This window comes from Reyranella sp., assembly GCF_050185545.1.
Classification (GTDB): domain Bacteria; phylum Pseudomonadota; class Alphaproteobacteria; order Reyranellales; family Reyranellaceae; genus Reyranella.
In genome coordinates, this window is the sequence record NZ_JBFWZI010000032.1 from 33,720 (window position 1) to 54,799 (window position 21,080).

Sequence of the window (21,080 nt, forward strand, 5' to 3'; positions counted from 1 at the left end):
GGCCGACGACGTCACGTCGCGGTGCCGCCCACCGTCAGTGCATCGATGCGCAGCGTCGGCTGGCCGACGCCGACCGGGACGCCCTGGCCGTCCTTGCCGCAGGTGCCGATGCCGGGATCGAGCGACATGTCGTTGCCGATCATGCCGACCCTGGTCAGCGCCTCCGAGCCGGCGCCAATCAGGGTGGCGCCCTTGACCGGGGCGCCGAGCTTGCCGTCCTCGATCAGGTAGCCTTCGGTGACGGTGAACACGAACTTGCCCGACACGATGTCGACCTGGCCGCCGCCGAAATTGGCGCAATAGAGCCCCTTCTTCACCGTGCCGATGATCTCCTGCGGGTCCTTGTCCCCACCCAGCATGATGGTGTTGGTCATGCGCGGCATCGGCGCGTGGGCGTGGCTCTGGCGGCGGCCGTTGCCGGTCGGCGCGACGCCCATCAGGCGGGCGTTCTGGCGATCCTGCATCAGGCCGACCAGGCGGCCGTCCTCGATCAGCACGGTGCGCTGGGTCGGGGTGCCCTCGTCGTCGATTGTGAGCGAGCCGCGGCGGTCCTGCAGCGTGCCGTCGTCGACCACGGTGACGCCGGGCGAAGCGATGCGCTCGCCCATCAGCCTGGTGAACACCGAAGTCTTCTTGCGATGGAAGTCGCCCTCCAGCCCATGGCCGACCGCCTCGTGCCACAGCACGCCCGACCAGCCCGGCCCCAGCACTACCGGCATCTCGCCGGCCGGCGCCGCCACCGATTGCAGGTTGACCAGCGCCTGGCGGATCGCCTCGTCGGCCTCGCGCTGCCAGTACTCGGGCGCGAAGATCTCGCCATAGGCGGCGCGCCGGCCGCTGCCGGTGCCGCCCGATTCCATGCGGCTGCCGTCGGCACAGACGACACTGACGTTGAGTCGCACCAGCGGCCGCACGTCGGCCGCCCGCCAGCCGCCGGCACGCACGATCTCGACCACCTGCCAGGAGGCGGCGAGGGAGATCGAGACCTGGCGCGCCTTGGGCTCCTTGTCGCGCACATAGGCGTCGATCTTCTGCAGCAGCTCGACCTTGCGGGCGAACGCCTCGCCGTCGATCGGGTTGTCGTCGGCATAGAGCAGCCGATTGGTGCCGCGCGGCTGCTCGGCGAGCACGCCGCTGTGGCCGGTGCGCACCGACTTCACAGTGGCGACGGCGCGCTTCAGTGCCTGCTCGTCGAGCGCCGAGGCGTGGGCAAAGCCGGTCGCCTCGCCGGCGACGCTGCGCAGGCCGAAGCCTTGCGTGGTGTCGAACGAGGCGCTCTTCAGCTTGCCATCGTCGAACGACAGGCCCTCGCTCTGCACGTACTCGAGGAACAGCTCACCGTCGTCGCAGCCGGCCAGCGCCTCGTCGACCAGCTTGTCTGTACGTTTCCTGTCGAGGCCGCCCTTGCCGAAGAACAGCTTGTCGGCAGTGGCGAGGTGGTTGATCGACTGGCTCATGAGAGGTTCCTGGGAACGGGGTTTCCTGGAAAGAGGTCGTGTCAGACGACGAGGACGATCTTGCCAAAATGGGCATTGGCCTTCATGTGCGCAAGCGCTGCGGCGGCCTCGGCCAGGGGGAAGGTGCGGTCGATCGGCAGCGACAGCTTGCCCGCCTCGATCGCCGGCCACAGGTCGGCGCGTGCCGCCTTGACGATGGCGCGCACCTCCTCGGGCGAGCGGGTGCGGAAGGTGACGCCGATGTAATCGATGCGCTTCAGCGCATGCAGGTCGAAGTTGAACTCGCCCTTCATGCCGCCCAGCCGGCCGACATTGACGATGCGACCGAGGATCGCACAGGCGTCCATGTTCTGGTTGGCGACGCCGCCCGACACCTGATCGACAATCAGGTCGACGCCCTTGCCGCCGGTCGCCTCCTTGACCTTGTCGGGCCATTTCGGATCGCGCGTGTCGAGGGCGAGATCGCAGCCGAACTCGCCGAGCCGGGCGCGCCGGCCGTCGTTGGTCGAGGTGCCCATGACGATGGACGCGCCCATATGCTTGGCGATCTGCATGCCCAGGAGACCGACGCCCGAGCTGGCGCCCTGGATCAGCACTGACTCGCCCTTCTTCAGCCGACCGGCGCCGACCAGCGCGTTATGCATGGTCTGCACCGCGACCGGCATGCAGGCGGCCTGCTCGTAGGTCATGTTGTTGGCGGGAATCTTGTGGGCGCGGCCGGCATCGGTCACCGCATACTCGGCGAAGCCGCCCGCCGCCGAGCTCATGGCACGGTCGCCTGGCTTGAAGTCGCGCACGTCGGCGCCGACCGCCTCGACCTCGCCGGCGCATTCCAGGCCAACGATGGTCCCCGGCCCGCCAACCGTGCCGTGCCGATTGCCGGCGGCGACCGCGAGATCGGCGCGATTGAGCGACGCCGCCCGCACCTTGATCAAGATCTCGTGCGGCTTGGGCACGGGCTTGGGTGCCTCGCGGACCTCGACGCCGTTCTCTGTGACCACTGCTGCTTTCATGGCGGTTCTCTCCCTCTAGTAGGGAGTCACAATTAGCAGGCAGCGGAGCTAGACACTATGGCGTTTGGTCAGCCCACGGCTTGGCGATAGATCTGCTCCAGGGCGCGGCACAGGCCTGCCGTGTCGCAGGCCGCGGAGGCCGCGAGCCGGGCGCGCATGTCGGCGCGCAGAACTGCGAGCGTCGCGTGCGTGGCCGGATCCCGTGCCAGCGCGCTCGCTTTGGCGACCAGGTCTTCCTGATCGGCGGCGACCCAGGCGTCGAGGCCGGCGGCGCGCAGGAGCGATTCGCTGGTGCGTGCCACCCAGCGGTCGCCAGCACAGGTCAGCACGGGAACGCCCTGCCACAAGGCCTCGCTCGTCGTCGTGCCACCGCTGTAGGGAAACATGTCGAGCGCGATGTCGATGCGATCGTAACTCCGCAGGAACTCGAAATGGGTGGCGCCACCTTCGATGTCGAGGCGCTCGCGCGCGATGCCGAGCGCGGCGAAACGGGCAAGCAGGTGATCGCGGTTGGAGGGCTCCGACAGCGTGGAAGCGCGGATCAGCATGCGCGCGCCGGGAGCCGATCGCAGGACCCGGGCCCACACCCCGAGAGTCGTGTCGTTCAGCTTGTAAGACGACGTCAGCGCACCGAACGTGAGTGTGCCATCGTTGCGGCAGCACGGAGGCGGCGCGACATCCGGCACAGCGTAGAGGACCTCGAACGCGAGGTAAGTGCCGCGGACGCGCAGCACGCGTTCGGCGAAGTAGGCTTCCTCCGCCATCGGGATCACCACGTCGTCGCCGACGATGCCGTCGAAGCAATCGAAGCCGTAGGTCGCGAAGCTGTTGAACCAGCCGATCTGCACTGGCGCCGGGCGCCGCAGGAACAAGGGCAACCATCTCGGCGCGCTGTACGAGTTGAGGTCGACGAGTACGTCGATGCCGGCCGCGGCGAGCAGGGCGGCGATCCGTCCGTCGTCGAGAGAGCCGACCTGCCAGATCACGTCGAGGTCATGGTCCCGATAGCCCGCCTGCTCCGAGGGATCCCCGCCCAGCGATACCAGGTGCACCTCGAAACGCTCACGATCGTGGCGGTTGATGACGCCGTAGACCGGCTTCATCCAGTTTGCGCTGTCGAAGAACGCCGAGACGTAGCCGATGCGCAGCTTTCCCGCAGACGGCGGGCGCGGCGGGCGTTCGACCGGGCCAACACCGGCGTGCAGTCGCCGGCCGAAGATGCGGCGCGCCGCCAGCACGCCGGCGTTTCCCGCCAGAGCGCTGCCTGGAATCATGATGGCGATGTTCTCTTCCGCGGCTGCTCGCAGCGTGACGTCTTCCGCCGCCCGGCGATAGGCGCCGATCGCCGGCTCGACGTCTCCCAGCTTGAACAGGGCCTCGGCCCGCAGCATCCATGCCTCGCCGTCGTTGGGTTGCAGGTGCACGGCGCGGTCCAGCGCGTCGCTGGCCTCGCCGAACGCGCGCGCCCGCAACCGCGCAGCGCCGAGGCCCCGCCAGGCCGCTTGATTACGATGGTCGGCGGCCACCAGCCGGCGATAGGCGCCTGCCGCCGCGTCGAGGTCGCCCGCGAGAAAGAGTGCATCGGCCGATTCGATGGGGGTCATTGGTCCGGGCTATCCCGAAACGTATTCTAGCAGGAAGGGAGCACGATGACATGCCGAACGATGTCGTTGCAGCCATCGGGGGCTTGCCGCCGCTATCGATCGCAGGTGACGCTGCGGCTCAGCCCCCTGGCTGGGCCGTGGGAACATGGCGGGGAACCCTGGAACAGTACACGGTTGGAGACCGCGGTGGCCCGGACCGCGTGATGACGATCAGCGCTGACGGAAAATGCACATGGGACTATGCGGGCAACGCAGCCGCCCCGGCAGCGGCACGATCTTGTTCCGTTTCTGGCAATGGTATCGAGCTGTACACTGGCGGGAGCTCCACGGCGAAGCTTCAACACAGGGACGGAAAGCTTCAGGGCACGTTCACCATCAGCAGAGGGAAGCAGTTCTTTCTGACTCTTTCGAAGCAGTAGCGGTCCGATCGATCAGACGATCTTGGACGAATGTCCCTGCCAGTAGCGGTCGCGCAGCAGGCGCTTGTAGAGCTTGCCGGTGGGATGGCGCGGCAATTCTGCCTCGAAGTCGATGCTGCGCGGGCACTTGACGGCGGAGAGATGCTCGCGGCAGTAGGCCATCAGCTCCTCGGCCAGCGCCGGGCCGGCCTCTGCCATGTCGCGCGGCTGCACGACGGCCTTCACCTCCTCGCCGAAGTCCGGATTGGGCACGCCGAACACCGCGCAATCGATCACCTTGGGATGGTTGATCAGCAAGTTCTCGCATTCCTGCGGGTAGATGTTGACGCCGCCCGAGATGATCATGAACGCCTTGCGGTCGGTCAGGTGCAGGAAGCCGTCGTCATCGACGTAGCCCACGTCGCCCAGCGTGGTCCAGCCTTTGGCGTTGCGCGATTCGGCCGTCTTCACCGGATCGTTGTGATACTCGAACGGCCGTCCCTCGGCGAAGTACACCGTGCCAGGCTCGCCCTTCGGCAGCTCGTTGCCATCCTCGTCGCAGATCTTCAGCTGGCCGATGATGGCGCGGCCGACGGTGCCCTTGTGCGCCATCCATTCGGCCGCACTGCACATGGTGAGGCCGTTGCCCTCGGTGCCGCCGTAGTATTCCCACACGATCGGCCCCCACCAATCGATCATCTGCTCCTTGGTCGGGATCGGACATGGCGCGGCGGCATGGATGGCGCAGCGCAGGGACGACATGTCGTAGCGTCGCCGCACATCATCGGGCAGCTTGAGGAAGCGCACGAACATGGTCGGCACCACTTGCGTGTGCGTGATCCTGTGCTTGCCGACCAGCCGCAGGAATTCCTCAGCATCGAAATGCTCCATGATCACCGACGTTCCGCCGAGCCGCATGACGCTCATGTTGAAGCGCAGCGGCGCCGCATGATAGAGCGGCGCCGGCGACAGGTAGACGGTATTCTCGTCCATGCCGTAGAGCTTGCGCGTGATCGCCGACAGCGGGCTGTCGAAGTCGATCGCCTGAGGCTCGACCACCGGCAGAACACCCTTGGGCCGCCCCGTCGTTCCCGACGAGTACAGCATGTCGTGGCCGGCGATCTGGTCGGCGATCGGTGTCGCCGGATGGCGGGCAATCGCCGTCTCCCACGAGTCGTAGCCGGGACTGGTGCCATCGATCATGTAGCGGTTGGGCACGCCATCGAGCATCGGCACCAGCTCGGCAGCGCGCTCCGCGAGGTACTTCGAGGTGATGAAGAGCCGGGCGCCGCAATCCTCGATGATGTAGGCGACCTCGCCCGCCGTCAGGCGCGAGCTGATGGCCGTGTAGATAAGGCCCGATCGCTGCGCACCCCAGCAGATCTCGAAGAAGCGCGCGTTGTTCTCCAGGAAGATCGCGATGTGATCGCCGGGCTTCAAGCCGAGCGACCGGAACAGCTGCGCGATGCGATTGGACTGCTCATCGAGCTGGCGATAGGTCACCGTCTCGCCGCTCCCGGCCATGATGTAGGCAGGCTTGTCGGGGGTGGTTCGGGCGTGGATGTAAGGATGCATTGACGCGCATATGACCGAAGGGGCCGCGCTCCGGCAAGCGGCTCGGGTTCCGCGCTTCGGACCCCGCGGGTCCTCGAGGGAGGGCCGGTTCCCTGATGGAATCACGAAGAGGCGATGCGAGGCACTTTACCTTTCACAGGCCAGCTCAAGGGGCCGCAAGCGAGGGCTGTTTCCTGTCGAGATCGGTTCGCTGCATACTTTGCCGTGGAGAACGGTTGCGTCTCTCCCGCGCCCACCATGAGGGAATGACATGGCATCGCATTGGGTTGGAACCTGGACCGCGACTCCGGCGCCGGCGGACGGCGTGGCGCTCGCAAGTCCCACCATTCGCATGTTCCCGCGCGTCAGCATCGGCGGTGACACAATCCGACTCCGCCTGTCCAATGCGGCGGGTTCGGCAGACCTCGTCATCACCTCGACTCATGTCGCCCGCCGTGCGCCCGGGCCGGCGATCGACCCGGCCACCGATCGGATCGTCACCTTCAACGGCTCGGCCACGGCGAAGATTCCGGCCGGTGCCTTTGTCATCAGCGATCCGGTGTCGCTCGCCGTGGCACCACTCGACGACCTGGCGGTCAGCCTCTACATCCCGAACGATCTGCCGGCGAGCTTCGGCGTGACCGGGCGCTATTCGCGCCAACTCGCCTACCTCTCGCCGCCCGGCGACTTCACCGGCCACGAGGTCATGCATGCCAGTCGCGTGATCGACGACTGGTACTTCCTCTGCGGCATCGACGTGCTGGCCGGCAGCGAGGTCGGGGGCATCGTCGCGCTGGGCGATTCGCTCACCGACGGCAACATCTCCAGCTACGACCAGTTCTGTCGCTGGCCCGACCAGCTGGCCCGCCGCCTGGTCGCGCGCGGCGGGCGGATGTTCGGCGTGATGAACCAGGGACTGGGCGGCAACCGCATCCTGCACGACATTCGCGGCGACTGCGGCGTCAAGCGCTTCGACCGCGACGTGCTCGCCCAACCTGGCGTCACCCACGCGATCGTGGTGCTCGGCATCAACGACATCCGCAACCGGCGCGGCCTCGCCGAAGAGGCCGTGACCGCGGAGGAGATGATCGCCGGCCTTGGCCAGATGGCGCTGCGCGCCCGCGATCGCGGCATCAGGATCTTCGGCGGCACCCTGACACCGTTCGAGAACGAGACCTTCCTGCGTGGCGCCTACACGCCGGAGGGCGAGGCGAAGCGCAACGCCGTCAACGACTGGATCCGGAACAGCGGTGCGTTTCACGCCGTGATCGATTTCGACAAGGGCCTGCGCGATCCCGACCACTGGCCTCGCATGCTGCCGATCTACGACAACGGCGATCATCTGCATCCCAGTGACCTCGGCTACAACCGCATGGGCGATCTGATCGATCTGTCGCTGTTCGACTGAGCTCATGCTCTTCTGGACGGCGGCCCACTCATATCTTCATGAGCGGACGTGACGACCCCCGCGGTCCAGAAGCGCATGTCATTCGGTGGCTTCGGCGAATTACGTCTCCTCGTCGATCGGGCGGCAGCTGCGGGCCACGGCAACCGACAGCCGCAGCATGCGCTGCGCGGCGATTGCCGAGCCGGAGGCCTGGCCGGCGAGGGCGCCGCCCAGTGGCGAGCTGAACAAGGCATCGGTCATCGTGGCGACGACGACGTCGGCTGCGGCGACCGAGCCGGCATCCAGTGCTACTCGTCGCCACAGGCGCAGGGTCCCGAGCGTTCCCGGTCGCATGCCGTACAGCTCGGCAATGCGCCGAATCAATCGAAGCCCGCGCCAGACGACCAGGACGCCATCCAGGCCGGGCCACGGGCTGACGGCGGTCGCCGCCAGGATTTGCAGCGCCGCCGACCGGCCCGCCTGGGCGGCTTCCTGATCGAGCCTGGCCAACGGTCCCGCGCGGAGCAGTGCCCGCAACGTCGCGGGATCGGGCGCTGTTTCCACGCTTCTCGCCAGATCGTCCGACGCGGCGATCGCCCGCAACCATGTGCGGGCGTGCCGGTGCGCGACCTCGAGGTCGTCGCTCTGCAGGCCTTCGCGAATCCGCTCGACCGCTCGCAGGCTGGCATAGCCGCGCCATTCGCGAACGACGGACCATGCAAGGGCGGCGGCCGGCGGGCCGATCAGGGCGATCGTCAGCCAACCCAGCAACTGCGACCTGTCGAACTGCGCGCCGGCAAAGTTCGCCAGCTCGAGCATCGCCACGCCGCCGATCAGCAGGACCAGGGCGCCAGCCGCGATCGCAAGCGGTTGACGTCGCTCTCGCCTCGCCCGCACCGGCAGGGCGCGCGCGGCGGCGTGGCGAACCGGTCCTGGGGCGCCCTCCACACCGGCCAGCCATCCGCGCTCCGGAGGAGGCGGCGGCGGCGGTGCTGCCGGCGCGACATCCGGTTCGGGATCGTCGAGGAAACCGCGGCGCTGGTTCATAGGGCGTCCCCAATCAGGTCGACAAGCAGGCTGTCGAGATTGATATGGTCGACCGGATGAGCATCGCCAGGCTGGAGGACCGGCGGACGCAGCTTCGGCAACACGAAGTACGGCTTGGTCCAGAACACGGACGGTACGTCGCCCGCCGGGACGATCCCCGGGTAGAATGCCCGCTGATGCTCCTCGCCGAGCTTCGTGCCCATCACCACACGCGTCACGACGCCGTCCTTCCCCGGGGCGTTGGCGTCCGACGTGCAACGGATCGAGGAGACGAAGTGGAAGCTGCGGCCGACCGCGCTGCCGTGGGCGCCGGGCGCGGCCTCGACCATCCTCTCGAGCATGCCCTGCAAGTGCGGACGCTGGAGGTCGTCGACATAGTCGGCCTTGGTCGCCACGAAGGCCGCGTGCTGGATCTTGCGCCCGAAAAGCCAGCCTCCCGACAGGTGCCTGGCGTAGCTCGCGCCGATGCGGCCCAGGGCCCGGCTCGTATCGTCGAAGGCCGAGCGTCCGGCGAACAGGGCGCCCAGCACGTCGACCAGGACGACCTGGCGATCGAAGGCGCTGAAATACGGCTCGAAGAAATTCTCGCGGATCTCCCGCTTGTAGGCCTCGAAGCGCTGGTGAAGCTGCCCGGCGAGCGTGCCGGAAAGCGCGCCCGGCGAGCCGGTCCAGGGAAAGAAATGATGCAGGGGCACATCGCCCCACGGCCCCGGCGTCAGGAAGCGTCCAGGCTGGAGCCAGCGCAGCTCGGCCTCGCGGCGGCAGCGCCGCAGCGCTTCGCGGTAGAGCTCGAAGCCATGCTCTGCCGTCCTGTCGTCGGCCGGAGCGCCGGGCGAAAGCGCGCCGAGGAAGGCGCGGAATGCCTGGCTGAGCGCCGCACGCGGGGCCTCGTTCATGAGGCGCAAGGTCTCGGTCGACCATTCCTCGAAGGACTGCTCGAGCAGCGGGAGGTCGAGCAGCCATTCGCCCGGATAGTCGAAGAGCTCCAGCCGCACGACGCGCGGGCCGAGGAAGGTGTCTTTCCATCGACCCAACGTGCTGCGCGCCTGCAAGGTGAGACGAAGGACGATCTGGGCGGGCTTGTCCGTGCCGACCGGCCAGTCCGGCCTTTCCGGCTGCGCCAGGGTGGCGCGGTACGCTTCGAAGGCGAAGCGTGGAATTCGTGATGGTCCGGCGGACTCGATCGTCACGTCCAGGAGACGAAGCTGCCCGCTCTCGTCGGTCAGAGGCTTGCGAAATGCGGGAAGGGAATCGACCGCGTTCTGGCTGCGAACCATCGCAAGCAGGTTCGAGATCAGGGAAACCAGGAACACCGTCTTCCCTGCTCCGCTCAACCCGGTGATACCCACCTTCAGCGTGTCCACGTTCGCCAGGTCGCGTGCCGTATCCGCCGCGGCGGTCGCACCGTTGAGAAAGTGGCGCCAGACGCTAACCATTCATCGAGCCTTCACCTGCGCACTCCTGCGATCGAGGCCGCAGTATTGCAGACCCGGCAGGGATCGCACGCGGGGTCCTTGGCGACTCGCCCGTCGCCGGGGGCGCTTGCTCAGGCCGTCCGTCGAATGGCGTGCGACAGGCCGGCCGCCTCAGGCGGCATAAAGGCGAAGCACGCCATAGGCGACCGTGCCGGCCAGCACCACGGCGGCAATGAGAGTGAGAGTGAAGAGCTGGGCACGGTCCACGAATCACTCCGCAGGTCGGGGTTGCCCTAGCGGGCGCAGCTTCTGGCTGAGCAGGGCGGCGCCCAAAACGCCGAGCCCGATCAAGTCGGTCAACGCAGCCGGATCGAGCAGCAGCAGCGCTGCCGCCAGGAACAGCGCCCGCTCGAGCCACGAAGCCGGGCGCAGGAAATAGGCTTCCAGCGCCGCCGCCAGGGCGACCACGCCGATCGAGCCGGTGATCACCGCGCGCAGGATCTCGTCCCAGGACCCCTCGAACAGCAGCGAGGGATTGAACACGAAGAAGAACGGCACGATGAAGCCCGCGGCGGCGAACTTGACCGCCTGCACGCCCGATCCCCACAAGCTCGCGCCGCCGATCGAGGCGGCGGCATAGACCGCCAGCGCCACCGGCGGCGTCACCGCCGACAGGCACGAGAAGTAGAAGGCGAACATGTGGGCCGCCATCGGCTCGACACCGAGCTTGATGATCGCCGGCACGAGCAGCGCGGCCTGCATGATGTAGGCCGGCGTCGTCGGCATGCCCATGCCGAGAATGACGCCCGCTATCATGGTGATCAGGAGGGCGAGCAGCAGGTAGCCGTAGGTAAAGTCGATCAGGAATGCAGTGAAGCGCAGGGCCAGCCCGGTCTGCAACACGATGCCGATCACGATGCCGGCGGAGGCGCAGGCCATGGCGACCGGCACGGTGTGGATCGCGCCGTCGCGCAGCGATTCGAGGCAGGCGCGAGGTCCCATGCCGGTGGATGGCCGCAGCCACGAGATCACCACGAGCGCACCGGTCGCGACGATCGCGCCGTATGTCGGCGTGAAGCCCATGAGCAGCAGTGCCAGCAGCACGATCACCGGCAGGAAGAGATGGGCCTGCCTGACCATGATCTGGCGCAGGATCGGCAATTCCTCACGCGGCAGCCCCTTGAGGCCCGAGCGCACGGCATTGAAATGGATCGCCGCGAACAGCGCGCCGTAATAGAATAGCGCCGGGATCGCCGCGGCGATCATGACTTGGGTGTAGCTGGCGCCCAGGAACTCGGCCATGACGAAGGCCGCGGCACCCATGATCGGCGGCATGATCTGGCCGCCGGTCGACGCCACGGCCTCGATCGCCGCCGCCGCCTCCGGCTTGAAGCCGGTCTTCTTCATCATCGGGATGGTGAGCCAGCCGTCGACCATGACGTTGGCGACCGCCGAGCCCGAAATGGTGCCGAACAGGCTGGACGACACCACCGCGACCTTGCCGGGCCCGCCGCGCGCTCCGCCGGCGATGGCGTTGGCGAAGTTCATGAAGAACTGACCGGCCCCCGAGCGCTCGAGGAAGGTGCCGAAGATGATGAACAGGATGACGTAGGTTCCGGCGACCTGCAGCGGCACCCCGAACACGCCCTCGGTCGTGTACCAGCTCTGGTCGATCGTGATCTCGACGGAGAGGCCGCGATGGTGGAGGAAGCCGAACAGCCACTGGCCGGCCAGGGCGTAGACCAGGAACACGATCGCCACGATCGGCAGCGAGGCGCCGATCGTGCGCCGCGTCGCCTCGAGGACCAACAGCATGCCGACGCCGCCGACCAGCATGTCCATGGTGGTCAGCGGATGGGCGGTCGGGAAGCGGTTCACGATGTAGTCGTAGTTCACGAACATGTAGCCGACGCAAACCAGCGACAGGGCGGCGAGGCCGAGATCGGACCACGGGATGCGATCGGGCGTCGCGTCCTTGCGCCTGGGCCACAGCAGGAACGACAGCACCAGGCTGAAGCCGAGCGTGATGAACAGCAGCGCGTGCTGGTCGGGTGCGTAGACCGTCAGGCGCGCATAGACGTGATAGACGGACATCGCGACCGCAACGATGGCGACCACGAGGCCGGCATAGCCTGCGAGCTTGCGCACTGGCCGCGCCCGCTACTTTTTCAGGAGACCGGCTTCGCGATAATACTTCTCGGCGCCCGGGTGATAGGGAATATCGAAGTTCTGCGCCATCTCCGCCGCGCTGATGCCCTTCATCGACTTGACGATGTTGGCGAATTCGCCGCGTCCCTCGATGATCGCCTTGGTGATCTTGTAGACGACCTCGGGCGAAGTGCGCGAGGAGGCCACGAGGATGGTCGGCGACTGGAAGGTGGCGACGGCGGCGCCGACGCCCTGCTCCTTGTACGTCTCGGCAGGCACCGTGTAGCGCACGAAGCCGGCGTTTATCTTCTTCAGGGCGTCGAACTCGGCATCGCTGACCCCGATCATGCGCAGCTGCATGGCCGAGCCGAGATCGAGGACGAACGAGGCAGGAACCACCGTGAACCAGCCGGCCGCCATAGCCTGGCGATTCTTGACCGCTTCGGCGTTCGACGAGACCGGCCCGTAGCTCTTGGGGCCGAGATCGTTCAGCGTCATGCCGTTGACCTTGAGCAGGTACTCCCAGCCGGCCGCGAGGCTGGTGTTGCCGCGCGCCGGCAGGGCGACCGGCTTGCCCTTGAGATCCTTGATGCTCTTGATGTCGCTGTTGGCCGGCACCACGAGCTGCCACACGTTGGGATAAAAGTTGGCGATGAACAGCGCCTTGTCGGTCGGCTTGCCGGCGAACTGCCCGACGCCACTGCGGGCGTCGGCCCAGACGGTGCTCATAGACCAGCCGAGATCCGCCTTGTCGGTGCGAATCTTCTCGATATTGACCAGCGCCGCGCCCGGCTCGACCTGAACATTCAGATCGGGGACCCGCGTGTTGACGACCTGCGAGACCGACGCCGCAAGCGGCGTCCAGCTGCCGCCGGTCGGGCCGGCCGAGAACACGACCTCGGTCTTCTGCTGGGCGCTGGCCGTGGCCGCTCCGGCCGCGGCAAGAACGGCAGAAAGGATCGCACCCGCGAGGCGCCCGGCGCCCGCCTTTCCAATTGGCATCGTTGCCTCCCTGTAGAACCGCCATTCTCGCGTCGCGTCCGCGGGCCGACTCTTCGGCTCACCGAGGCGACGGGCGACTTGTTTGCGTTTTCGCGGGAAAGCTAGCGGCCAACCCGCGACACTGTCAATGAAGTGGGATGGTCGGGTGCCGTCCGGCCTTGTTCGCTAGCAGCAATGGTCCGCGGTGGCAGGCCAGCCCGCTTTCGCCGATCGTGATTGGTGTTCGCAACCGCAAACGCCGCCGACTATCCTCGTTTCGCCGCAGAACGGTTCGCTCGCGAGACGAAGCGCATTGTTGATCAACAGTGGAGGCGATCTTGGCCAAAGTCCTCAAGTCGGTGTTCTTCGCCCTGGCGTTCATGAGTGCAGGGTTGGCGGCTGCCGAACTCGATATCATCGGATGGCCGGCGTCGGCGCAGCAGGCAACGCCGCCCGCGTCGACGCCAGCGGCGCCGGGCACCCGCGATGGCGCGGCTCCTCCGGCGGGTGCAGGCGCGAGGTCGGCGGTCCGCGAGCCCGCGGCCGCCCTGGCGCCGGATGTCGCGCGCGTACTCGAGCAGGTCGCCCGGAGGGTAGAAGCGCTCGAGACGCGGCTCATCGCCCTGGTCGACGAAGCGCGCGCCCGGGCCATTGCCTACGCCCTGTGGGCGGCGGTCGGCCTCTTTGCGCTGATGTTCGTGTCCTCGGTCCTCGGCGGAACGGTGGTTGCCCTGACGCTCAGGCGGTCTCGCTCTGCGTAGGTCATCCGCATTTGATTTACCAGGCCGGTCGACGGCCGCGCCATCGGCATGGCGCCGATTCGCCCGCTGGTCCCGACCTCGGCGCCGTCACTCGATCTTGACGTCCATGGTATAGCCGGCGTTGCCCCGCGTGCTGCCGATCACGATGAGGTACGTGCCGCGTTGTGGCAGTCGGCCGCTCCATCGCGTTGCATCGTCGGTCTCGCCGGCGCCGCGCAAGGCGTTGCCCTTGAACTCCAGGATGCCGTCATTGTCCCGCGCGATCGTGGTGCCCGGCTGGTAGATCTGGAAGACGGCATTGCCCTCGGGCGCCGTGATCGTGACGGTCATGGCCTGTCCCGCCGCCGCAGTGACCGAGTAGAGGTCGCGCTCGCCGCGCAGGACATGGCCGCCGACCGTGCCTTTGCTCGAACCGGTGGCGAAGTAGATCGGCCTGGGCGTCGGAACCGGATCGGCCGCCGAGGCGCCGGACACCAGGAAGAAGAGACACAGAAAGAAGGATGCGGCGATTCTCATGGGCCCTGACTGCCACTCCCGTCTCTGACCATGACCCCAGCCTACTCAATCGCACGGCCGGAACCAGCACCGAAATGGCGATACGGCTACCAATGCGCTGGCGGCCGTGGAGCGCGTGCCCGCCGGCACTACTGCCGCGGGTAGATGATGATCGACAGGTACTCCATCGGGGCGGCGATCAGTTCCTCCGGGCCGTGACGGGCGGCGGCGTCGAAGAACAGGGCATCGCCGGGCTCGAGCAGGTAGGTGCGGTCGGCGTGGCGATAGCGCACCGTGCCCGACAGCATGTAGATGAACTCGACGCCGGCGTGGCGGAAGTTTGTGTAGGGCTGCGCATCGCGCTTCAGCGTGATCAGGAACGGCTCGACGCCGATCTCGCCGGCCAGGGAATGGCCGAGCAGGTCGTAACGATGGCCGGCCTTGGTGCCGCGCCGCTCGATGCGCAGACCCTGGCCTGCCTTGACGAAGGAGCAGTCGCGCCGCTCGTCCGATTCGGCGAACAGGCTGGCGATCGAGACGTTGAGCGCCCCGGCGAGCGCGCCCAGCGTCGACAGCGACGGCGAGATCGTGCCGTTCTCGATCTTCGACAGCATGCCGGCCGAGATGCCGGCGGCGGCGCAAAGCTCCGCGACGGTGAGGTCGAGGCTCTTGCGCAGCCGGCGTACGGCGATGCCGATCTCCTCTTCCACGCTGCGCAGCCGGAGCTCCGTCGGCGCCAGCGAGCCGGTCAGCAGATCGAGGGCGCGGCGCGCCTGTTGAGGCCGCCCGGCAGCCGCGTTTGACAAGACACCGTCATCCCGCCCGGAGCCATGCGCAGCGAGGCGCAGTGGAGGGACCTTTCTTGATGCAGGATCCGCAAGAAAGGTCCCTCGACTGCGCCGCCCTTCGGGCGGCTCCGCTCGGGATGACGGCTTTTTCTTCATGTGCGAATGCCGAGTTCGCGGTTTTCTGGACATGTCTTGTTCACTAGCAGGAAAGTTTTGTTCCTGCAGGTTGACACGTTCCCGCAGCGATGCAAACTGCGCGGGCGTTGCGGCGGAGTGTTGGCGATGTGCGGCATTGCGGGACTGTTTCTCAAGGATCGGAGGCTCGAAGGCGATCTCGGCGCCCTGCTCGCGGGGATGCTGGCGCCGCTCAGCGACCGCGGCCCCGATTCGACGGGCTTCGCGGTCTATGGCGAGGGTGCCGCCGGCACCCTTAAACTGACCCTGCGCGGCCCGCGCACGCTCGATGCGGACGCGCTGCTGCAGCGCCTGGGCGAGGCGGCCGGCGGGCCCGTCGTGCATCGCCGCCACGATACGCACCTGGTGGTCGCGATGCCGGCCGAGCGCGAGGCCGCGGTGCGCGAGGCGCTGCGCGAATTTCCCGCGGTCGCCCTGGTCGGCGCCGGCCGACGCATGGAATTGTTCAAGGAAGTCGGGCGCCCCGACGAAGTGTCGCGGCGCTTCGGGCTCGCCCGCATGAGCGGCACCCACGCCATCGGTCACACCCGCATGGCGACCGAGTCGGCAGTCACGACGGACGGCGCCCATCCCTTCACCACCGGCGACGACCAGTGCCTGGTGCACAACGGCTCGCTATCCAACCACAACGCAGTGCGCCGCGACCTTATCCGCGAGGGCCTGTCCTTCCAGACCGAGAACGATTCGGAGGTGGCGGCCGGTTTCATCACGGCGCAGCTGCGCGGCGGACGCTCGCTCGAGCAGGCGATGGAAGCCTCGCTCGGCGCGCTCGACGGCTTCTACACCTTCGTCATCGGGACGGAGTCTGGCTTCGGCGTGCTGCGCGATCCCATCGCCTGCAAGCCCGCGGTGATGGCCGAGACCGAGCGCTGGGTCGCCTTCGGCACCGAGTACCGCGCCCTGGTCGACTTGCCCGGCATCGACGGCGCGCAGGTCTGGGAGCCCGCTCCGGCGCGCGTCTACCGCTGGGAACTGCATTGATGCCCGAGGTCGATCTGGTGAAAAGCTCGGTGCGCGAGCTGAATGCGGCGCTCCACCGCTTGGGCAAGGACACCAACGAGACGCAGTGGCGGGTGCGCAACCCGCGCGGCCAGCATTCGGTGGCGGTCGGGCTGGAGGCGCCGGTGACGATCGAGATCGACGGCCATGTCGGCTACTACTGTGCCGGCATGAACAAGGACGCGACGGTGATCGTCAACGGCAATGCCGGCCAGGGTATCGCCGAGAACATGATGTCGGGCAAGGTCTGGGTGAAGGGCGACGCCTCGCAGGCGGCGGGCGCCACCGGTTGCGGCGGACTGCTGGTCATCGACGGTGATGCCTCGGCGCGCTGCGGCATCTCGATGAAGGGCATCGACATCGTGGTCAAGGGCGCGGTCGGCCATCTCTCGGCCTTCATGGCGCAGGCCGGCAACCTGGTGGTGCTGGGCGATGCTGGCGAGGCGCTGGGCGATTCGATCTACGAGGCGCGCCTGTTCGTGCGCGGGAAGGTGCATGGGCTCGGCGCCGACTGCATCGAGAAGCCGATGAAGGACCATCACAAGGCCGATTTGCGCCGGCTGCTCGATGCGGCGGGGCTGGGCGGGGAGGCCGATGTCGGCCAGTTCCGCCGCTACGGTTCGGCGCGCCAGCTCTATCACTTCCATATCGATCACGCAGGGTCCTACTGATGTCGCCGCCGGACGATCGCTCGACCAACGGGGATCGCTGGATCCACACGCCGCCGCGCAAGTCGGCGACCTTCGACGATGCCGCCATCGCCGAGATCCGCCGTGCCGCGGCGAGCGGCATCTACGACATCAGGGGTGCCGGCGCGAAGCGCCGGCTGCCGCATTTCGACGATCTGCTGTTCCTCGGCGCCTCGATCAGCCGCTATCCCCTCGAAGGCTACCGCGAGAAATGCGCCACCGATGTGACCATCGGCGCGCGCAATGCCAGGAAGCCGATCACGCTGAAGATTCCCGTCACCATCGCCGGCATGAGCTTCGGCTCGCTGTCGGCGCGCGCCAAGGAGGCGCTCGGGCGCGGCGCCTCGGCGGTCGGCACCTCGACGACTACGGGCGACGGCGGCATGACACCGGAGGAGCGCGAGCATTCGAACCTGCTGGTCTACCAGCTGCTGCCGTCGCGCTACGGCATGAACCCCGACGATCTGCGCCGTGCCGACGCCATCGAGATCGTGGTCGGCCAAGGCGCCAAGCCGGGCGGCGGCGGCATGCTTCTGGGCCAGAAGATCTCCAGGCGGGTCGCCGAGATGCGCGTGCTGCCTGAGGGTATCGACCAGCGCTCGGCGTGCCGCCATCCCGACTGGACCGGGCCCGACGATCTCGAGATCAAGATCGGCGAATTGCGCGAGATCACCGACTGGCAGAAGCCGATCTACATCAAGGTCGGGGCCTCGCGGCCCTACTACGACACCGCGCTGGCGGTGAAGGCAGGCGCCGATGCCGTCGTGCTCGACGGCATGCAGGGCGGCACGGCGGCGACCCAGGAGGTGTTCATCGAGCATGTCGGCATCCCTACCCTCGCCGCCATCCCGCCCGCCGTGCAGGCGCTGCAGGAGCTCGGCATGCACCGCAAGGTGCAGCTCATCGTGTCGGGCGGCATCCGAAGCGGTGCCGACGTCGCCAAGGCGCTGGCGCTCGGCGCCGATGCCGTGTCGATCGGCACGGCGGCGCTGGTGGCGCTGGGCGACAACGATCCACACCTCGAGGAGGAATACCGCGCGCTCGGCACCACCGCCGGCGCCTACGACGACTGGCACGAAGGCCGCGATCCGGCCGGCATCACCACGCAGGATCCGGTCCTGTCGGCGCGGCTCGATCCGGTGGCGGCCGGGCGCAGGCTCGCGAACTATCTCTCCGTGCTTACGCTCGAGGCGCAGGCGATCGCGCGCGCGTGCGGCAAGTCGCACCTGCACAATCTCGAGCCCGAGGATCTCGCGGCGCTTACCGTTGAAGCAGCGGCGATGGCGCGCGTGCCGCTGGTCGGCACCGACTGGATCCCGGGACGGGGCCGTGAGTGAGAGCAGGGGCGCTTCTCATTCTCCTCCCCGGCTTCGCTGGGGAGGTGTCCGCGTCATCGCGGACGGAGGGGTCATGAGCCACGAGTCTCGAGCCCATGCCCCCTCCGTGGCCGTAAGACGGCGACACCTCCCCAGCGAAGCTGGGGAGGAGAAATGAGAGAGCGTTGACGTGACTGAGGGGGAGGATCGGTAATGCCGACCTGGGGCGAACTCGCACGCGAGCGCAATATCCGCTACTTCCTGGTCTCCTTCGTCGACCTGTTCGGCACGACGCGGGCCAAGATGGTGCCGGCGAGCGCGATGGACGACGTCGCCCGGGCGGGCGCCGGCTTTGCGGGTTTCGCCGCCTGGTTCGACATGACGCCGGCCGATCCCGACGTGCTGGTCGTGCCCGAGATGGACACGCTGATCCAGCTGCCCTGGAAGCCCACTGTCGCCTGGGTGACCGGCGATCTGTCCATGGCCGGCAAGCCGGTCGAGCAGAACCCGCGGCAGATCCTGAAGCGTGTCGCGGCGTCGGCAGCCGCGGAAGGCTACGAGCTCCGGACCGGCGTCGAGTGCGAATATTTCCTGATCACGCCCGACGGCTCGGCGATTTCCGACCCGGCCGACCAGCAGGCCAAGCCGTGCTACGACCAGCAGGCGCTGATGCGCCGCTACGATGTCGTGGCCGAGATCTGCGATGCCATGGTGGCGCTGGGCTGGCGGCCCTACCAGAACGACCACGAGGATGCCAACGGCCAGTTCGAGATGAACTGGCAGTACGACACCGCGCTCCGGACCGCCGACCGCCACGTCTTTTTCAAGTACATGGTGAAGTCGATCGCCGAGAAGCATGGGCTCCGCGCTACCTTCATGCCCAAGCCGTTCGCCGGTCTCACCGGCAACGGATGCCATGTCCATGCCTCGCTGTGGAACAAGGCGGGCGACAACGTGTTCGTCGATCAATCGGGTGAGCTCGGCCTGTCCAAGACGGCCTACCATTTCATCGGCGGCGTCATGCACTCGGCACCGGCGATGTGCGCCATCGCCAATCCGACGGTCAATTCCTACAAGCGCCTCAACGCTCCCGTGACGGCGTCGGGCGCGACCTGGTCGCCCAACACCGTGACCTATGCCGGCAACAACCGCACCCACATGATCCGCATCCCCGATTCGGACCGCTTCGAGCTGCGCCTGCCCGACGGCGCCGCCAATCCCTACCTGCTTCCGGCGGCGCTGCTCGCGCTCGGGCTCGACGGCGTCAGGAACGCGCGCGATCCCGGCAAGCGTCTCGACATCAACATGTACACCGAGCGCCACAAGGCCAGCGGCGCCAAAACCCTGCCGCTCAACCTGCTCGATGCGCTGCGCGCGCTGGAGAAGTCCGCGGTGCTGAAGGAGGCGTTCGGCGCGCCGATCATCGCCTCCTACATCGCGCTCAAGACGGCTGAGTGGAACGACTACGCGCGCCACCTGACCGAGTGGGAACGCCGCACCACGCTCGATTGCTGACACCATGAGCGAGACCTTCGACGCGATCGTGATCGGCGGCGGCGTGATCGGCGCCTCGACCTTGTTCCAGCTGACCGCGCTCGGTTGCCGCAAGGCGCTGCTGATCGAGCGTGGCGAGATCGCCGGCGGCATGACCGCGCATTCCTCGGGCATCGTGCGCACCCACTACAGCGTGCCGGCCAACGTCACAATCGCGCGTGCGAGCCTCGGCATGTTCGAGCGCTTCCGCGACCTCTGCGACGGCGATCCCGACGCCGACCCGGGCCTGGTGCTGTCGGGCTACCTGATCGTGGCTCCGCCCGGCCCGTCGTCCGACGCGGTGCGGGCGAGCATCGCCATGCAGCGCGGGCTCGGCGTCGAAGCCGGCCTGCTCGACCGCAAGTCGGCACTCGAGCGCCATCCGTGGCTCGCGCTGGACGATATCGATGCGATCGGCTTCGAGGCCGAGGCGGGCGTCGCCGACCCGTACCTCGTCACCACGTCCTTCCTGCGCAACGCCCGTCGGCGCGGCGCCACCGTGCGCACGAGCACGCCGGTCACCGGCCTGCTGCGTCAGGGCAGCCGGATCACTGGCGTGATGACCGACAAGGGGCCGATCGAAGCGGGCGTGGTGCTGTCGGCGGTGAACGTATGGAGCCGCATCGTCGCCAGTTGGGCGGGTATAAACATCCCGCTGACCATCACCGCGCACCACGTCTTCACCCTGGCGGCCGACAAGCCCTACGGCCAGGAATTGCCCGTGATGAAGGACCTCGCCTCGCCGGCCAAGCTCTACACGCGGCCGATGGGCGGCCACCTGCTGGTGGGCGGCGGCCACGAGGGCACGCTGACCGACGATCCCGAGATGGCCGATCTCGAGCCCGACCACGACGCCATGATCGACGAGGCGGCCCAGGCGGCGGCCCGCATGCCGGCCTTCGCCGAGGGCCGCCTGGCCCGTTCGTGGTCGGGCCTCTACGACACCACGCCCGACTGGAACCCGGTGCTCGGGCCGATTCCGGGAATGGAGGGGCTGCACGTTGCCTTCGGCTTCTCCGGCCACGGCTTCAAGATGTCGCCGATGATAGGCCGCATGCTGGCGCAGTCGATGCTGGGCCAGCCGACGGACCTGCCGATCCGCCCCTACCGCATCACGCGCTACGAAGAGGGCGAGCCGCTCGTTGGCGCCTACGGGACTGGCGCCGTCTCCTGACCGCGGCGGCAAAGCCGTCGTCGCTGCGGCGCCGCGAGCGTTGACCTGCCCCGGCCCATCGGCTTTATTCGCGCCGCACCAGAGCGTGCCCCCGTGGCGGAATTGGTAGACGCGCCTGACTCAAAA

At 67.8% G+C, this 21,080-nt stretch carries 17 protein-coding genes; 7 read left to right on the top strand and 10 right to left on the bottom strand.

Annotated elements, in window-relative coordinates; translation table 11 throughout:
- Positions 1-11 precede the first annotated feature (11 nt).
- The 4 genes from tldD to AB7O82_RS11770 form a co-directional block, all read right to left on the bottom strand.
- Positions 12-1,457 (bottom strand): metalloprotease TldD, encoded by a 1,446-nt coding sequence (gene tldD / locus AB7O82_RS11755; protein ID WP_428540981.1) that lies wholly within the window; start codon positions 1,455-1,457, stop codon positions 12-14.
- 41 nt (positions 1,458-1,498) lie between these two features.
- Positions 1,499-2,470 carry a zinc-binding dehydrogenase gene (locus AB7O82_RS11760; protein ID WP_428540978.1) on the bottom strand — a complete coding sequence of 324 codons (972 nt, stop codon included), beginning with the start codon at positions 2,468-2,470 and terminating at the stop codon, positions 1,499-1,501.
- 68 nt (positions 2,471-2,538) lie between these two features.
- The gene (locus AB7O82_RS11765; protein WP_428540975.1) at positions 2,539-4,074 is read right to left on the bottom strand and encodes a tetratricopeptide repeat protein; all 1,536 of its coding nucleotides are present in this window, start codon (positions 4,072-4,074) and stop codon (positions 2,539-2,541) included.
- A 431-nt stretch (positions 4,075-4,505) separates the two neighbouring features.
- Positions 4,506-6,047 carry an AMP-binding protein gene (locus AB7O82_RS11770; protein ID WP_428540972.1) on the bottom strand — a complete coding sequence of 514 codons (1,542 nt, stop codon included), beginning with the start codon at positions 6,045-6,047 and terminating at the stop codon, positions 4,506-4,508.
- A 250-nt stretch (positions 6,048-6,297) separates the two neighbouring features.
- Between AB7O82_RS11770 and AB7O82_RS11775 the strand changes: the two genes are divergently transcribed.
- Positions 6,298-7,434, top strand: a complete 1,137-nt coding sequence (locus tag AB7O82_RS11775) for an SGNH/GDSL hydrolase family protein (RefSeq protein ID WP_428540969.1) — start codon at positions 6,298-6,300, stop codon at positions 7,432-7,434.
- A 99-nt stretch (positions 7,435-7,533) separates the two neighbouring features.
- On the opposite strand, the gene AB7O82_RS11780 is transcribed toward AB7O82_RS11775, so the two are convergent.
- The 4 genes from AB7O82_RS11780 to AB7O82_RS11795 form a co-directional block, all read right to left on the bottom strand.
- Positions 7,534-8,460, bottom strand: coding sequence for a DUF697 domain-containing protein (locus AB7O82_RS11780; protein WP_428619430.1), 927 nt, complete (start codon positions 8,458-8,460; stop codon positions 7,534-7,536).
- Complete coding sequence (locus AB7O82_RS11785) at positions 8,457-9,896, bottom strand: YcjX family protein (protein WP_428540963.1); 1,440 nt, start codon at positions 9,894-9,896, stop codon at positions 8,457-8,459. Before AB7O82_RS11785 ends, AB7O82_RS11780 begins: the two co-directional genes overlap by 4 nt.
- A gap of 249 nt (positions 9,897-10,145) precedes the next feature.
- Positions 10,146-12,023 carry a TRAP transporter permease gene (locus AB7O82_RS11790; protein WP_428540960.1) on the bottom strand — a complete coding sequence of 626 codons (1,878 nt, stop codon included), beginning with the start codon at positions 12,021-12,023 and terminating at the stop codon, positions 10,146-10,148.
- 12 nt (positions 12,024-12,035) lie between these two features.
- Complete coding sequence (locus AB7O82_RS11795; RefSeq protein WP_428540957.1) at positions 12,036-13,025, bottom strand: TAXI family TRAP transporter solute-binding subunit; 990 nt, start codon at positions 13,023-13,025, stop codon at positions 12,036-12,038.
- Positions 13,026-13,342: 317 nt separating this feature from the next.
- Here AB7O82_RS11795 and AB7O82_RS11800 point away from each other — a divergent pair, with 317 nt between their 5' ends.
- Positions 13,343-13,765 carry a hypothetical protein gene (locus tag AB7O82_RS11800; protein WP_428540954.1) on the top strand — a complete coding sequence of 141 codons (423 nt, stop codon included), beginning with the start codon at positions 13,343-13,345 and terminating at the stop codon, positions 13,763-13,765.
- 87 nt (positions 13,766-13,852) lie between these two features.
- Here AB7O82_RS11800 and AB7O82_RS11805 read toward each other — a convergent pair whose 3' ends face one another.
- Together AB7O82_RS11805 and AB7O82_RS11810 are read right to left on the bottom strand one after the other, a co-directional pair.
- On the bottom strand, positions 13,853-14,281 hold the full coding sequence (locus tag AB7O82_RS11805) for a hypothetical protein (protein ID WP_428540951.1): 429 nt from the start codon (positions 14,279-14,281) through the stop codon (positions 13,853-13,855).
- 128 nt (positions 14,282-14,409) lie between these two features.
- The gene (locus AB7O82_RS11810; protein WP_428540948.1) at positions 14,410-15,066 is read right to left on the bottom strand and encodes a helix-turn-helix domain-containing protein; all 657 of its coding nucleotides are present in this window, start codon (positions 15,064-15,066) and stop codon (positions 14,410-14,412) included.
- 264 nt (positions 15,067-15,330) lie between these two features.
- Here AB7O82_RS11810 and AB7O82_RS11815 point away from each other — a divergent pair, with 264 nt between their 5' ends.
- From AB7O82_RS11815 to AB7O82_RS11835, 5 genes are all read left to right on the top strand, one after another.
- Positions 15,331-16,224, top strand: a complete 894-nt coding sequence (locus tag AB7O82_RS11815) for a glutamine amidotransferase (RefSeq protein WP_428540945.1) — start codon at positions 15,331-15,333, stop codon at positions 16,222-16,224.
- Positions 16,224-16,913, top strand: coding sequence for a protein glxC (locus AB7O82_RS11820; RefSeq protein WP_428540942.1), 690 nt, complete (start codon positions 16,224-16,226; stop codon positions 16,911-16,913). Before AB7O82_RS11815 ends, AB7O82_RS11820 begins: the two co-directional genes overlap by 1 nt.
- Positions 16,913-18,268, top strand: coding sequence for an FMN-binding glutamate synthase family protein (locus tag AB7O82_RS11825; RefSeq protein ID WP_428540939.1), 1,356 nt, complete (start codon positions 16,913-16,915; stop codon positions 18,266-18,268). Before AB7O82_RS11820 ends, AB7O82_RS11825 begins: the two co-directional genes overlap by 1 nt.
- Before the next feature lie 192 nt (positions 18,269-18,460).
- Positions 18,461-19,762 (top strand): type III glutamate--ammonia ligase, encoded by a 1,302-nt coding sequence (glnT, locus tag AB7O82_RS11830; RefSeq protein ID WP_428540936.1) that lies wholly within the window; start codon positions 18,461-18,463, stop codon positions 19,760-19,762.
- A 4-nt stretch (positions 19,763-19,766) separates the two neighbouring features.
- Positions 19,767-20,954 (top strand): NAD(P)/FAD-dependent oxidoreductase, encoded by a 1,188-nt coding sequence (locus tag AB7O82_RS11835; RefSeq protein ID WP_428540933.1) that lies wholly within the window; start codon positions 19,767-19,769, stop codon positions 20,952-20,954.
- The last annotated feature ends 126 nt before the right edge of the window (positions 20,955-21,080 follow it).